Raw genomic sequence first — 14,738 nt, 5'->3', positions numbered from 1 at the left:
CGGAAGGGTCCGTACGCGAGCGAAGGGAGGTCAGTCCTGGGCGCGGCCGGTGGTCACGCGGGCGATCATCAGGGCGACCAGGATGATTCCGCCGTAGATGGCCTGGATCCAGAAGGACGGCACCTGGGCGAGCGTAAGCAGGTTCTGTACGACGCCGAGCAGCAGCACGCCGGTGAGGGCGCCGAACATGGTGCCCTTGCCGCCGTCGAGGCTGATGCCGCCGATGACCGCCGCCGCCATCACCGTGAAGATCATGTTGTTGCCCTGGTTGGCGCTGATGGCGCCGACGTAGCCGGTCTGCATGATCCCGCCGACGGAGGCGAGGACGCCCGCGACGACGGACGCCCCGAGCACCACCCGGTCGACGCGGATACCGGCCGCGCGGGCCGCCTCCGCGTTGCCACCGATCGCGTACAGGGCGCGGCCGATCCGGTGGTACTTGAGGATCAGCCCGGCGACACCGAAGGCGATCGCGGCCAGCCACACCGACAGCGGGACGCGCAGGAAGGTGGTGGTGGCCAGCGAGAAGAACGCGTCGGGCATGCCGAAGAGCGTCTTGCCCTTGGTGGCGCCGACCAGCAGCCCGCGCAGCACGATCAGCATCGCGAGGGTGACGATGAAGGCGTTGAGCTTGAACTTCACCACGAGGATGCCGTTGAAGGCGCCGATGACTCCGCCCACGACGAGGACCGCCAGGAGGGCGAGCGCGGCCGGCCATTGCGTGCCCCAGCCGGACTGCGCGGCGGGCAGGACCAGCAGCGCGCCGACGGCGGGCGCGATGCCGACCACCGACTCCAGCGACAGATCGATCTTGCCGGTGATCAGCACCAGCGCCTCGGCGAGCACCACCATCGCGAGCGCCGCCGAGGCGCCCAGGATGGAGATCAGGTTCCGCTCGGTGAGGAACGAGTCGTTGACGATCGCGCCGAGCACCAGGAGCACCAACAGGGCTGGCACGAGGGCGAGTTCGCGGGCACGACGGAGCAGCACGGCCTTGGCGGCACGCGCGTCGGGCGCGCGCACGGAGGTGGGTGTCGAGGCCGACGGGGCCTTCGTGTCAGCCATGGTCCACTCCTTCGATGGAGGCGATCAGCTCGTGGTCGTGCCAGCCCGCCGGGTGCTCGGCGACGACGCGGCCGTGGAAGAGGACGAGGACCCGGTCGCAGCGGCGCAGGTCGTCGAGTTCGTCGGAGACGACGAGTACGGCCGTGCCGTCCTCGCGGGCACTGTCCATGCGGGAGAGCAGGGACTCCTTGGACTTCACGTCGACGCCCGCGGTGGGGTTGATGAGGACGAGAAGGCGCGGATCGGAGGCGAGGGCGCGCGCCATGACGACCTTTTGGGCATTGCCTCCGGACAGGTCGGAGACCGGCTGTTCGGGACCCTCGGTGTGGATGTCGAGGCGCTCGATCAGATCGGCGGCGAAGCCGCGTTTGCGGTCGGTACCGATGAAGCCGTAGCTGCCGAGCCGGTTCAGGACGCTCATGGTGGCGTTGTCGCCGATACTCATCACGGAGACGAGACCCTGGTCGTGCCGGTCACGCGGAACACAGCCGACGCCGGCCTTGAGCGCGGCCTGCACATCGCCGAACGGGAGCCGCTCGCCGTCGAGTCGGGCGGTTCCGCCGGTCGGCGTGTGCAGGCCGGCGAAGGACTCGGCCAGCTCGATCTTGCCGCTGCCGCTGGAGCCGGCGAGACCGACGACCTCGCCGCTGCGGACGGTGAGGTCGATGCCGTCGTACGCGTCCGAGGTCAGTCCCTCGACGTCGAGCATCACGCGCGCGTCCGCGGCCACGGACGCGCGCGTGGCCGTGTGCTCGGCGATCGACTCCCCGGCCATCGCCTCCACCAGCGCCGGGCGCGGAAGATCCGCGACCGGGGCGGTGGTGATCCAGCGGGCGTCGCGCAGGACCGTCACCGTCTGGCACACCTCGTACACCTCCTGGAGGTGGTGCGAGATGAACAGGAAGGTGACGCCGGACTCCTGGAGCGCGCGCATCCGGGTGAAAAGCCGCTCGATCTCACGGTTGTCGAGCTGAGCGGTCGGCTCGTCGAGGACGATGAACCGGGCGCCGAAGCTCAACGCCCGGGCGATCTCGACCATTTGACGGTCCTCGACCTTGAGGTCGGCGGTCCGCGCGTCCGGGTCGACCCGCACGTCCCAGGTCTCCAGGACCTCGGCCGCCTCGGACTTCAGCCGGCGCCAGCTGATGAAGCCGCCCCGGCCCACCGGCTGCCGGTTGATGAAGAGGTTCTCGGCGACCGTCAGCTCCGGTACGACGGTGGGCTTCTGGTAGACGCAGGCCACCTTGCGGCGCCAGGCGTCGCGGTCGGTGAGCGCGGGCGCGGGCTCACCGTCGAAGCGGACCGTGCCCTCGTCGGGGGCCTGGAGGCCGGTGAGGACGGTGACGAGGGTGGACTTGCCCGCGCCGTTGCGGCCGACGAGGGCGTGCGACTCGCCCGGCAGGACGGTGAGCCGGCCGTCTTGGAGGGCGACGGTGGGGCCGTACCGCTTGGCCACCCCCCGCGCCTCCACCAGTGGTGTACTCATTTGACCGTGTTGCCCCAGAGCTTGGAGTCGTCCACGTTGTCCTTGGTCACCAGCGGCGCGGGCAGCTGGTCCTCCAGGATGCCGCTGGGCAGCTTGACGATCTCGGAGTCGTGGTCGGTCGGGCCGGGCTTGAACGTCTTCCCCTGCATCGCGGCCTTGATGTAGTACATGCCGTACTGGGCATAGGCGTCGGCGGGCTGCGAGACGGTGGCGTCGATCTCGCCCTTGCGGATGGCGTCGAACTCCTGCGGGATGCCGTCGTTCGAGACGATGGTGATGTGGCCCGCCTGGCCGGTCTTCTTCAGCATGCCCTTGGACTTGAGGGTCTGCAGGGTGGGCGCGAGGTAGACGCCGCCCGCCTGCATGTAGATGCCCTTGATGTCGGGGTTGGCGTTCAGGAGGGTGTCCAGCTTGGAGGCCGCGGTGTCGGACTCCCACTTGGCCGGGATCTCCAGGACCTTCAGCTTCGGGTAGTTCTTCTTCACGCAGGAGCGGAAGGCCTCCGAGCGCTCACGGCCGTTGACGGACGCCAGGTCGCCCATGATCTGCACGACCTTGCCGGAGCTGATCTGCTTGCCGAGGTACTCGCAGGCCTTCTCGCCGTACGCGACGTTGTTGGCGCGTACGACCATGGCGACCTTGCCCTTCTCGGGCGCCACGTCGACGGCGACCACGGGCACGCCCTTGCGCTCGGCCTGGTCGAGGCCCGCGGCGATCGCGGCGCTGTCCAGGGGGGCCACGACGAGGCCCTTCACGCCCTGGTTGAGCTGGTTGTTGATGTCGGTGATCTGCTGCGACGGGTCGCTGTTGGAGTTGACGGTCTTCAGCGCGTCCACGCCCTCGGACTTCGCCATCTTCGGGACGTAGTCGTTGTACGACTGCCAGAACGGCGAGGTCAGCAGGGGCAGGATCACCCCGACCTTGCCGGTACCGCCGCCTCCCCCGCCACCCGAGGCGACGGTGTCCTTGGTGCTGCCGCATGCCGTGAGCACGAGGGTCACGCAGGCGGCCGCAGCCGCCGCACGCACCGCCCGCGACGAGATTCGCCTGTTCCGCACTGTTCTGCCGGCCATCTGACGGCTCCTCATTGAGCGTGATCGAGCAGGACGCGTGGCCGGAGGTCCCTCTTCCGACCGGGACGAATATTTATCAGACCACTTCCCCCTCACAACACCCTCCGACGCCAGATTTTCCTACTTCCAAGCCATAGTGGTCCGACCACTCCGGTCGTTAGACTGCGGCGCACCCGACAATCAGGAGGAAGTGGCGTGGACGAGCCGGCCCCGCAGAAGGGCACCGTGACGCAGCGCGCCATCGAGCGGATCAAGGCGATGATCGGCGAGGGCCGCCTGGAGCCGGGGCAGCGGCTGCCGACCGAGCGCGATCTGGCGGCTCAGCTGGGCATCTCGCGCAGCTCGATGCGCGAGGCGATCCGGGCGCTCACGGTCCTCGGTGTACTGGAGGCGCGGCACGGATCGGGCATCTACGTCACACAGCTGGAGGCCGGCGACCTCCTTGAGACCTTCGGTGTCGTGGCCGATCTCTCGCGTGGCCCACGCCTGGTCGAGCTGCTGGAGCTGCGCCGGATCCTGGAGTCGACGGCGACCGCGCTGGCCGCCGCGCGGATCACCCCCGACCAGCTCGCCGAGGTGGAGAAGCATCTGACAGCCATGAACGCGACCGACGATCCGGAGCAGATCCTCGCGCACGACCTGGCCTTCCACCGCGTGATCGCGGCCGCCGCGGGCAACGACACGATGGCGGCCATCCTGGAGGGCCTCTCCTCACGCACCTTCCGGGCCCGTGTCTGGCGCGGCTACCAGGAGGAGGGCGCCTTCGAGCGCACCCGGCGCGAGCACGCGGCGATCCACCGAGCGCTGGTCGCCCACGACCCGGAGGCTGCGCGCGCGGCGGCGGCCGCGCATGTGGGTGAGGTGGAGGAGTGGCTGCGGACCCAGCTCAAGGCGTAGGTGCTCCCGCCACAGCGGGCGGGCCCACAGCCGCTCAAGTCGCGGGCCCACGGCCACTCCGGCCGCGGTGGGCTCACAGCCGCCCAGGCCCCTGGGGGTCCACAGCCGCTCCGGCCGCGGAAAGCACGCAGCCGCCAAAGCGCCAGGTCCACAGCCACCCAGACCCTGGGGTCCACAGCCCCTCCGGCCGTGGAAAGCACGCAGCCGCCAAAGCGCCAGGTCCACAGCCACCCAGACCCTGGGGTCCACAGCCCCTCCGGCCGTGGAAAGCACGCAGCCGCCAAAGCGCCAGGTCCACAGCCACCCAGGCCCCTGGGGGTCCACAGCCGCTCCGGCCGTGGAAAGCACGCAGCCGCCAAAGCGCCAGGTCCACAGCCACCCAGACCCTGGGGGGCTCGCGGCGCTGATGGCTCGGGGCTCGGAGGCGCTCCCGCCGTAGTGGGGCCGCAGCCATCAAGGCTCAGGGCTCGCGGTTGCGCCGCCGTAGGGGGCCCGCCGCCGCTCATGGCTCGGGGCTCACAGGTGCCCGCGCCGTAGCAGGGCCGGCGGCGGCTCATGTCGCCGCGGGCCCGCAGCCCGTGCCGTGTCTCAGGCGCGCTTCAGCCTGAGCGTCACCAGCTCGAACGGGCGCAGCGGCACCGTGACCCGGTCGCCGTCCCGCCCTGGCGTCGCCGACCCGGCGAGCGGCCGCTCCAACAGGTCGGTCACCGTGACGGCCGCGGTCTCGAAGCCCGCGGTGAGCGTGGCCCGCGTACGGCCGCCGTGGGACTCGTGGAAGCGGACCACCACGTCACCGCTGCCGTCGTCGGCGAGCTTGACCGCCGTCACGACGACCGCGTCCTGGTCCACGGTCACCAGCGGGGCGACCTCCCGCGAACCGGTCACCCGCCGTTGTGGCAGATTGATCCGCCACCCCTCGCGCACCGCGTCGCCGATCGCCGCGCCCGGCACCAGGGCGTGCCGGAAACGGTGGACGCCCTGGTCGGTCTCGGGGTCGGGAAAGCGCGGGGCGCGCAGCAGCGAGACACGCACCGTGGTGGTCGTACCGGAGTCGGTGTCGCGTACGGTCCGGGTGACGTCATGGCCGTACGTCGAGTCGTTGACCAGCGCGACGCCCCAGCCGGGCTCCTCGATGTGCACGAACCGGTGGCTGCACGTCTCGAACTTGGCCGCCTCCCAGGACGTGTTGGTGTGGGTCGGCCGGTAGAAGTGCCCGAACTGGGTCTCGGACGCGTACCGGTCGGCGTGCACGTCGAGCGGGAAGGCCAGCTTGAGGAACTTCTCGGTCTCGTGCCAGTCCACCTCGGTGTCGATGCCGAGCCGTCGCTCGCCCGGCGCGAGCGACAGCACCTGGGTGACCCGCGACGCGCCGAAGGACCGTACGATCCGGACCGACGCACCGTCCTCACCAGGCACGATCTCATCCGCGTCGACCAGGTCGGTGACCGTGTTGCGGTAGAACTCGTCGACGTCCCAGGCGTCCCACATGTTCGGGAAGTCGGGGTGGATCTGCAGCAGGTTGGCGGCCTGTCCGGGTGCGATGGTCTCGCGGCCGGCGCCGAGGTCGTACGCCGAGACGACCAGCCCCCGCGCGTCGATCTCGATGCGCAGCAGACCGTTGTCGAGGACGTAGCCCCCGTTCACGCGCGGAGCGAGCGCGGCCTCGCCCTCGACGAGGGGCGTACCGGCACCGCCGGCGGGCACGCCCTCCCGCCCGTGCGGCGCAGAGTTGAACAGCAGTGCCGCCGAGCCCTCGCCGGCCAGCGCACGCTGGGCCGCGTCGATGATGCCGTCCAGTTCCTCGGCGACCTTCTCGTACGTCCTGCGCGCCTCCCGGTGCACCCAGGCAATGGACGATCCGGGCAGGATGTCGTGGAACTGGTGGAGCAGGACCGTCTTCCAGATGCGGTCCAACTCCTCGTACGGGTAGGGGAATCCGGTCCGTACGGTCGCGGTCGCCGCCCACAGTTCGGCCTCGCGCAGGAGGTGTTCGCTGCGCCGGTTGCCCTGCTTGGTCTTCGCCTGGCTGGTGAGCGTGGCGCGGTGCAGCTCCAGGTACAACTCGCCGACCCACACGGGCGCGTTGGGGTATTCGGCTTCCGCCTTCTCGAAGAACCTCTCGGGGGTCTCCCACACCACGGTCGCGGAGCCTTCGAGGTCGCGGAGCCGGCCCGCCTTGGCGATCATCTCGCGCGTGGTGCCGCCGCCTCCGTCACCCCAGCCGGTCGGCGCGAGGGAGTGCCGGGCGACGCCCTTGTCCTTGAAGTTGCTCGCGGCGTGGGCTATTTCGCTGCCCTTCATGGAGCAGTTGTAGGTGTCGACGGGCGGGAAATGCGTGAAGATGCGGGTGCCGTCGATGCCTTCCCACCGGAAGGTGTGGTGCGGGAACCTGTTGGTCTGCGACCACGAGATCTTCTGCGTCAGCAGCCACTTGGAGCCGGCCGCCTTGATGATCTGGGGCAGCCCGGCGGCGAAGCCGAAGGTGTCGGGCAGCCAGGCCTCGTCGTTCTCGATGCCGAACTCGTCGAGGAAGAACCTCTTGCCGTGCACGAACTGACGGGCCATCGCCTCCGAGCCCGGCATGTTCGTGTCCGACTCGACCCACATGCCGCCGGCGGGCACGAAGCGCCCGTCGGCCACCGCCTTCTTCACCCGTGCCCACACCTCGGGCCGGTGTTCCTTCACCCAGGCCCACTGCTGGGCCTGCGACATGGCGAAGACGAAGTCGGGCTCGTCCTCGATCAGGGCCGTCATGTTGGAGGTCGTGCGCGCCACCTTGCGGACGGTCTCACGCAGCGGCCACAGCCACGCCGAGTCGATGTGCGCGTGTCCGACGGCGCTGATGCGGTGAGCGGAGGGGACGGCGGGCACGGACAGGACCTCCGCCAGGAGCGCACGGGCCGCGGCCGCCGTGCCGCCCACGTCCTGGAGGTCCACCGCGTCCAGGGCGCGCTCCACGGCCCGCAGGATGTCCCAACGCCGCGCCGACTCCACCGGCAGCTCGGCCATCAGCTCGCCGAGGACCTCCAGATCGATGACGAGCTGCCACACGGTCTCGTCGAAGACCGCCAGGTCCATGCGTTCCAACCGGTACTGCGGCGCACTGCCCGCCGTCTCCTTGTCGCCCAGCTGCGTGGGCAGGAACGGGTGGTAGTCCAGGATCACCGGGTTGGAGGCCGCCTCGACGTGCAGCCGGACCTGCTCGCCGCCCTCCACCGGGGCGCCGATCCGCACCCACTGGTTGCGCGGGTTGAGGCCCTTCACCGGAGTGCCGTCGGGCCGGTAGACCAGCCCCTCGCACTGGAACCCGGGCATGTTCTCGTCGAAGCCGAGGTCCATCAGCGCCTCGACGGTCCTGCCCGCCCAGGCCTCCGGCACGGTCCCGGTCGCGCGGAACCAGCTGGTCCCCCACGGAGCACCCCAGCGCGCGCCCACCTCGATCGGCTCCGGCGCGGCCGCGAGCCCCTCGGCGACCGGCACGGGCTCGCCGGGCGCGTGCCACACCGCCACGTCCAGCGGCACGGACTCGGGGTACACGGCGGGGCGTATCCGCTCGTCGAGGACGCGCTTGAGGCGGGCTTCGACCAGGGTGCGGTCGTCATGCATGAGAGTGCTCCGTGGGGTGAGGGTGCGGGCTACCAGGTGTGGGTGGTCGTGGCGGGCGTCGAGACGGTGAACAGTTCCCCCACCGCGCGCAGTTCGAACCGTGCGGCCGGTTCACCCTGTTCGGGGGCGAGACCACCGACGTAGAACGCGCGCTGGCAGGTGCCGCCGAGGAAGCGACGTGTGCCGTCGGGGAGCGTCCGGTACAGCTCGTAGTGGCGTACGGGTCCGGGGGCGCCCTGCCACGCGAAGCGCAGGTTGCCTCCGTCGGCGTCGGTGATGCGCAGGTCGGTGGGGGCAGCGGGGGTCACCACCGCGTCCCGGGCGGCGAGCCCGCCGAGGCGCCAGCGCACGGGCCCGGTGGTGGCGGTCAGCCGGACGCCGATCGCGCGCACGCTCCCCGACAGACCCGTGAGCCGGACGGTGGACGTCTGCCAGCCGTTGCCGGAGGTCGCGGTCACCGGGAAGTACCTGTACGGCGGCGCGCCACCCGCGGCGCCCGGCTCGGCAGTGGCGACGGCCAGCGCCAGGGACGCGCTGCCCGCATCGGTACGGTGGGTCAGCTCGACCACCGTCTCCGCGCCGAGCGGCAGCCGCGTCGCGTAGAGGTCCAGCGTGGTCGGCGCGTCGAGAGCGCCCTCGAGCAGGAGACTGCTGCCGCCACGCCAGGCGTCGGCGAAGTCGAAGGTGACCAAGGGGCGCCCGCCGGTGGTGCGTACGACCCAGCGGCGGGACGGCAGCCGGTCCTGGAGGCCCAGGTGGTTCCAGGCAGTGTCCGAGGTGGCCTTGCCCTTGTCGTACCACTTCAGTCCGTGGCCCGTGTTGAAGGAGCTGGCGAAGGGCACGGCGCTGACCGTCGAGCGGTCGGCGACGGACACGGCGGGGGCGCGCCAACCGGTTGTCGTGTCCGGCTTGGCAGGGTCGAGCGAGGCGCCGGTCCAGAACTTGTCGTCGGCGGCGTGGAAGTCGCCGGGCGCGCGGTTCGCGGGGAGGTGGTTGCGGGTCCACTCGGGCCGGTAGAAGCCGATGGACGTGACGTGGGCCTTGGTGGTCGGCACGATGGCGTCCCAATCGACCGAGGTGTTCGTGCCGTTGGCCTCCACGTCGACGCCCGCCCACAACTCGTAGCGGCTGCGGCCGAGTTGCTGGGCCGTCGTGCCGGAGGAGGCCAGGCTGCTCGGGGACCAGCGGAAGTCGATGAACATGGAGTCGGCGGCCTGGAAGAAGGTCTTGTTCTGGTTGTTCAGCGCCCCCTGCCAGCTCACCGGTCCGTTCACGGTCATCGAGTCGTACCAGGTGACGCGCTGCCCCTTCGCCGCCCCGAGCGTCTTCAATGCGCGCAGGAAGCCGAGCATGTCGGTGGCGAGCGCTGTGTTCCCGCCACCGGTCTCTGCGTTGATGAACCAGCCGTCGAAGCCGTACGCCGCGGCGACGGCGACCAGCTGCGCGGCGAGCGGGTAGTGCCCGGTTGAGTCCTTCTGGACCAGGTCGCGGGTCCACTGGAGTCGGCCGCCGTAGGCGACGGGTGGCAGGAAGACATTGCCGAGGACGGGTACGCCGTGCCGGTGGGCCGCGTCCACGATCGGCGCGTTCGGTGCGAGGATCAGGCCCTCGCCGGACGAGCCGCCCCAGAAGACGAGTTCGTCGACGTAGGCCCAGTGGGTGAGGGCGTAGTAGTCGGCGGTGGGCGCCCCTTGCGAGGGGTTGCTCGACGTGGGGCCGAAGGAGACCAGGGACTGGATGCGGGCCTGCCCGGAGCGGGCCGTGGTGTTCGCGGGGGTCGGCGTGAAGCGCGCGGTGAGCGGCACCGACGCCGCGTTGAACGCGAGGTCCGCGTCGCTCTCGGCACGCCAGGACTTCAGGCTGCGCCAGGTGATGCCGGTGCCGGGTGTGCCCGAGGGCAGTGAGTCGGGGTACCAGTAGGAGGCGTACGGCTGCAGGTCGCGGGTGGCCGCGGCCGCCGTACCCGACAGGCCGGGGACGAGTCCCGCGGCGACGCCGGCTCCGGCGAGCAGGACGGTGCGTCTGCTGAGGTTCACTGTGTGCTCCGTATCGTTGGGGGACGGACTACGGTGCTTTCGGTGGTGGCTGCGGTCACTGGGTGACCTGATCAGGGGTGACGACCTCGGAGATGCCCCGGGCCTCAAGGTGCTCCTTGTCGTCGGCGCGGCTCGCGAGAACCGTGGCGGGTCGGGCCCCCTCGGCGGTCAGCCGGGCGAAGGCCTCGAAGACCGGGCCGCCGGGAGCACAGACGGAACGGCCCGGCCCGGTGTCGACGACCAGCGCGGTGGTGCGCGTGGCAGGCGCGTGGGGCCGACCCTCCTTGACGATCCGGGCGATCGCCTCCCCGGCGGGCTTGGTCTGCCGGTCGCTGGTCAACAGGCCAAGGCTGTACTCCAGTTCGGGGAAGTCCGCGAGGTCACGGCTTACGTCGTGCGAGCACCACCAGGTCACGCCCCACACGTCTGGGCAGTCGAGGGCGTTCGCCACGGTCGCCTCCGTGAAGGCGGCCGCGTGCTCGGCCGGGATCAGGGGGGCGGGGGCGCCGACCTCCTGGAGCCAGACCGGGCGGTGCGGGTCGTCCGCCCATGCCTTGGACAACTCGATGAGGTACGCGGCGTGGTGTTCGGTGGCGACGCCCGTTCGGCCGTGCCGCTGCGCCGTCCCGTTGAACACCCACGAGTGCACGGCGGTGACGGCGCCGAGTCGGGCCGAGTGCTCGGGCGTGAACGGCTGGTCGTCCTGGTACCAGGCGGCGTCGTACGAGGCGTGCAGATGCAGCTTGCCGGGGGCGCCCTCTTCGCAGGCGGCGAGCAGACGCCGCAGCCACGCCTCCGCCTGCTCCGGTGTGATGCGGTCCGGGTCGGGGTGCGGCCCGGCGGCGAATTGATTGACCTCGTTGCCGAGGGTCATGCCGATGAAGTTCGGCCGGTCGGCGAGCGCCGCGGCGAGGGTGCGCAGGTACGCGGCCTCCCCCTCGACCACCTCCGGATCGGTGAAGATGTTCCGCCGGTGCCAGGTCTGTGTCCACGCGGGCAGGAAGTCGAAGCTCGACAAGTGCCCTTGCAGTCCGTCCACGTTGACGTCGAGCCCGCGTTCGGCGGCCGCGTCAGCGAGTGCGACGAGCTGCTCGACGGCTCGTGGGCGGATCAGGGTGCGGTTGGGCTGGAAGTGGGGCCACAGCGGGAAGACCCGGATGTGGTCGAGGCCGAGCGCGGCGATCGAGTCGAGATCGGCGCGCACTGCGTCGGGGTCGAAGTCGAGCCAGTGGTGGAACCACCCTTCGCTGGGGGTGTAGTTGACGCCGAAGCGCACGGCAGGGGGCATGCGGGGTCCTTGCGAATCGGAAGTACGGGAGGGGTCAGCCCTTGACGGCACCCTCGCCCACGCCGCGGAAGAAGTACCGCTGGAGACAGGCGAAGAGGGCTATCAGCGGCGCCACGGCGATGATCGTGCCCGCGGCGACGAGCCGTTCGTCATTGGCGAAGGTGCCGTGCAGATAGTTGAGTCCGATGGTGAGAGTGAACTTCGACGGGTCACTGAGGACGATCAGCGGCCACAGGAAGTCGTCCCAGGCGCCCATGAAGGCGAAGATCGCGACCACGGCGAGGGTGCCCCGCACCGACGGCAGCGCGATCCGCAGGAAACGCTGCCAGGCATTCGCCCCGTCGACGAAGGCGGCCTCCTCGATCTCGTACGGGAGGTTGAGGAAGGCGTTGCGCATCAGCAGCACGTTCATGGCGCTGATGCAGGCGGGCAGCACGACACCGATGAGTGTGTTGTTCAGACCGAGTTCCCGCATGGTCGTGAACTGGGCGATGATGATGCTCTCTGCGGGCACGAGCATCGCCAGGATGAAGACGAGTGTCGCGACGCGCCGGCCACGGTAGCGCAGCCGGGCCAGTGCGTAGCCCGCGAGCGCCGAACCGACACAGTTCGTCACGACGTTGGCGGTGGCGACCTTCAACGAGTTCAGGGCGTAGTCCCAGACCGGAATGGTGTCCGCAACTCGCTTGTAATTGTGCAGAGTCGGCTCGTCCGGCAGGAACGTGGGCGGCGAGCTGAAGATGTCCTCGTGGGGTCCCTTGAGGGACGTCGACAGCTGCCACAGGAACGGTCCGACCGTCAGTGCGAGGACGGCGAGCAACAGCAGGTAGCGCAGGGCGAGTTCCCAGGGACGGATGCGGCGGCCGTGCTCGTCGGCGATGCGGGGCTCCCGCGCGGCCGCCGGACGCTCCACCGGTCGTGTCTTCTCGGCGACGCTCACACCCCCTCCTTCCGGTCGGCACGCAGCACCAGCAGCATCAGGACGACGGTGACGACGAAGACGACCACCGAGATGGCGGATGCGTAGCCGACGCGGCCGGTCAGGCCGGTGCCGGTGCGCTGGACGAGCATCACGAGGGTGGTGTCCTCTCCCGCCGGACCGCCGTCCGGGCCCGCCATCAGGTAGACCTCGGAGAACACCTTGAAGGCGGAGACCGAGGAGAGCGCCCCGACCAGGACCATCGTGGAGCGCACGGCCGGCACGGTGACCGTGAAGAAGCGACGCACCGCGCCGGCGCCGTCCACCATGGCGGCCTCGTGCAGCTCGCGCGGCACGTTCGCCAGCGCCGCCAGATAAATGATCATGTAGTAGCCGAGGCCCCTCCACACCGTGACGGCCATGGCGCTCAGCAGGAGCAGCCACTGGTCGCTGAGGAAGCCGACCCTGCCGACACCGATCGTCTCCAACAGCGAGTTCACCAGGCCGCGTTCGTCCAGCAGCCACACCCAGATGAGCCCGACCACGACGATCGACGCGACGACCGGGGTGTAGAAGGCCGACCGGAAGAAGGTGATGCCGGGGATGTTCTTCTGGACCAGCAGGGCGAGCAGCAGCGGCAGCAGGACAAGCGCGGGGACGACCCCGAGGACGTACAGCGCGCTGTTGCGCAGCCCGATCCAGAACATGTCGTCGTGCAGCAGCTCGCGGAAGTTGTCGAAGCCCACGAATGTGCCCGGGATCAGAGTCCGGCGGTCGGTGAAGGCGTTGACCAGCGTGGAGACGAACGGGTACAGGATGAAGATGCCGGTGATCACCAGCCCGGGAGCGGCGAACAGCCAGGGGCTGGCGGGCAGGTGGCGCCGCACCCGCGGGGGGCGCGGCGCCCGTGACGGACGCCCCATCCCCTGCGGATGCCGCACCCCCGACGGACGTCGCACCCTCGACGGACGTCGCACCCTCGACGGACGCTTCACCCCGGCAGCGGTGGAGGAACTCGCCATGTCGGATCAGCCCTGCTGCTGGAGGAGCCGGTCGCAGGCCTTGACAGCGTTGTCAAGAGCCACCTTGGGGCTTTCCTTGCCTTGCAGCGCCTTGGCCACCTCGTTGCGCAGCGCCGTCTTCATCTGCTCGCTGAACAGGACCGGTGTGTAATTGACGGCGTTCTTCAGAGACTTCGCGGCCGCGATCCGCACCCGCGTCTCGTCCGTCCCGTCCTCCTTGGTGAAGTACGGGTCGTCGAGTGATCCGGCCGTGCTCGGGAAGATCGCCACCTTCTTGGCGAACGACATCTGGTTCTGCGCGTCGGTGACGTAGTGCGCGAAGGCGACCGCGGCCGGGGTGTGCTTGGTGCGCGAGTTGACCATCACACCCATCACATACATGTTCACCTTGCCGGTGCTGGTGATCTGGTCCGTGATGCCGATGTTCTTGTACAGGTTCGGCGCCTGCTTCTTGAAGTTGCCGAGGTCCAGGGCGCTGCCCGGGTTCATGGCGACGGCCTCGGTGAGGAACTTCTTGCCGGACGACTCCGGGGTCGCGGTCAGCGCCTGCGGGTCGAGCGCCTTGGCGTCGTACAACTCCTTGTACTTGGTGAGGAGTTCGACCCCCTTGGCATCGTTGAAGGCGAAGCCGGTGCCCTCCTTGTTCATCAGCTCGACGCCGTAGCGGCCGAAGTCCTCGACGGTGGGCACATTGGCGAGCGTGGCGACCTTGCCGTTGCTCTTCTTCGCCAACTGCATGGCGTCGGCGAAGAGTTCGTCGTACGTCGTCGGCGGCTTGGAGGCGTCGAGTCCGGCCTCCTTGAAGAGGGACTTGTTGTAGAAGAGCGGGCCGGTGTTGAGGTACCAGGGGAAGGCGTACGTTCCCGTCATGCCCGGGATCTGGTGGCTGGCCCAGGCGCCGTCCAGGTACTCCTTCTTGTACTGCGCGGCCGCCTTGTCGAGGTCGAGCGCGAGGCCCGCCTTGGCCAGCGGTGCGACCAGGTCCGGGGAGACGTTGACGACATCCGGCAGGGTGCCGCCCGCCGCGTCCGCGCTGATCTTGTCGGCGTAGCCCTCGGCGGGCTGGTCGATCCACTTCACATGGGTGCCGGGGTACTTCTTCTCGAAGTCGGCGATCACGCCCTCGAAGTACGGCTTGAAGTTGGCCCTCAGGTTCCAGGTCTGGAAGGTGATGTCGCCCTCGACCTTGCCGGAGGCGTCCGTCGAACCGCCGCCGTCGTCGTCACCGGAGCCGCAGGCGCTCAGCGGCAGGACGAGGGCGACGGCGGCGGCGACTAGTGCTCTGCGGGGTATGGGCACGGTGACACGGCTCCCTTGCGGCGTCGGCTAGTAGTAGCGCCAGCGAC

10 protein-coding genes are annotated in these 14,738 nt (G+C 69.9%); 1 reads left to right on the top strand and 9 read right to left on the bottom strand.

Annotated features, from left to right (window positions below):
* Positions 1–30: 30 nt before the first annotated feature.
* From OG390_RS45790 to OG390_RS45780, 3 genes are read right to left on the bottom strand one after another with little or no spacing between them, the layout of a single operon-like run.
* Entirely contained in the window at positions 31–1,065 is a 1,035-nt protein-coding gene (locus OG390_RS45790; RefSeq protein WP_406176336.1) for an ABC transporter permease, read from the bottom strand.
* Positions 1,058–2,551: a sugar ABC transporter ATP-binding protein gene (locus tag OG390_RS45785; protein ID WP_406176334.1), complete on the bottom strand. Its 1,494-nt coding sequence runs from the start codon at positions 2,549–2,551 to the stop codon at positions 1,058–1,060. Before OG390_RS45785 ends, OG390_RS45790 begins: the two co-directional genes overlap by 8 nt.
* Entirely contained in the window at positions 2,548–3,624 is a 1,077-nt protein-coding gene (locus tag OG390_RS45780) for a sugar ABC transporter substrate-binding protein (protein ID WP_399079345.1), read from the bottom strand. The genes OG390_RS45785 and OG390_RS45780 overlap by 4 nt, the downstream gene beginning before the upstream one ends.
* A gap of 195 nt (positions 3,625–3,819) precedes the next feature.
* Here OG390_RS45780 and OG390_RS45775 point away from each other — a divergent pair, with 195 nt between their 5' ends.
* Entirely contained in the window at positions 3,820–4,521 is a 702-nt protein-coding gene (locus OG390_RS45775; protein ID WP_406176332.1) for a FadR/GntR family transcriptional regulator, read from the top strand.
* Positions 4,522–5,109: 588 nt separating this feature from the next.
* On the opposite strand, the gene OG390_RS45770 is transcribed toward OG390_RS45775, so the two are convergent.
* The 6 genes from OG390_RS45770 to OG390_RS45745 form a co-directional block, all read right to left on the bottom strand.
* Positions 5,110–8,127: an alpha-mannosidase gene (locus OG390_RS45770; RefSeq protein WP_406176330.1), complete on the bottom strand. Its 3,018-nt coding sequence runs from the start codon at positions 8,125–8,127 to the stop codon at positions 5,110–5,112.
* Between the two features lie 29 nt (positions 8,128–8,156).
* On the bottom strand, positions 8,157–10,163 hold the full coding sequence (locus OG390_RS45765) for an endo-beta-N-acetylglucosaminidase (RefSeq protein ID WP_406176328.1): 2,007 nt from the start codon (positions 10,161–10,163) through the stop codon (positions 8,157–8,159).
* Positions 10,164–10,218: 55 nt separating this feature from the next.
* Entirely contained in the window at positions 10,219–11,451 is a 1,233-nt protein-coding gene (locus tag OG390_RS45760) for a glycosyl hydrolase (protein WP_406176326.1), read from the bottom strand.
* A gap of 34 nt (positions 11,452–11,485) precedes the next feature.
* A complete protein-coding gene (locus OG390_RS45755; RefSeq protein WP_406176324.1) occupies positions 11,486–12,391 on the bottom strand; it encodes a carbohydrate ABC transporter permease in 906 nt (301 codons plus the stop codon).
* Positions 12,388–13,293 carry a carbohydrate ABC transporter permease gene (locus OG390_RS45750; RefSeq protein ID WP_406176322.1) on the bottom strand — a complete coding sequence of 302 codons (906 nt, stop codon included), beginning with the start codon at positions 13,291–13,293 and terminating at the stop codon, positions 12,388–12,390. The genes OG390_RS45755 and OG390_RS45750 overlap by 4 nt, the downstream gene beginning before the upstream one ends.
* 105 nt (positions 13,294–13,398) lie before the next feature.
* Complete coding sequence (locus tag OG390_RS45745; protein ID WP_406176321.1) at positions 13,399–14,691, bottom strand: ABC transporter substrate-binding protein; 1,293 nt, start codon at positions 14,689–14,691, stop codon at positions 13,399–13,401.
* Positions 14,692–14,738: the final 47 nt, after the last annotated feature.

Source organism: Streptomyces sp. NBC_00996 (assembly GCF_045162675.1).
Classification (GTDB): domain Bacteria; phylum Actinomycetota; class Actinomycetes; order Streptomycetales; family Streptomycetaceae; genus Streptomyces.
The sequence above is the reverse complement of the archived record's forward strand: the minus strand, read 5'-3'. Positions and strand labels throughout refer to the sequence as shown.

What these genes read in the sequence shown, in the direction of transcription:
- OG390_RS45770 (WP_406176330.1), bottom strand. Translation starts at nt 8,127, where the DNA reads ATGCATGACGACCGCACCCTGGTCGAAGCCCGCCTCAAGCGCGTCCTC.
- OG390_RS45785 (WP_406176334.1), bottom strand. Translation starts at nt 2,551, where the DNA reads ATGAGTACACCACTGGTGGAGGCGCGGGGGGTGGCCAAGCGGTACGGC.
- OG390_RS45760 (WP_406176326.1), bottom strand. Translation starts at nt 11,451, where the DNA reads ATGCCCCCTGCCGTGCGCTTCGGCGTCAACTACACCCCCAGCGAAGGG.
- OG390_RS45780 (WP_399079345.1), bottom strand. Translation starts at nt 3,624, where the DNA reads ATGGCCGGCAGAACAGTGCGGAACAGGCGAATCTCGTCGCGGGCGGTG.
- OG390_RS45750 (WP_406176322.1), bottom strand. Translation starts at nt 13,293, where the DNA reads ATGGGGCGTCCGTCACGGGCGCCGCGCCCCCCGCGGGTGCGGCGCCAC.
- OG390_RS45790 (WP_406176336.1), bottom strand. Translation starts at nt 1,065, where the DNA reads ATGGCTGACACGAAGGCCCCGTCGGCCTCGACACCCACCTCCGTGCGC.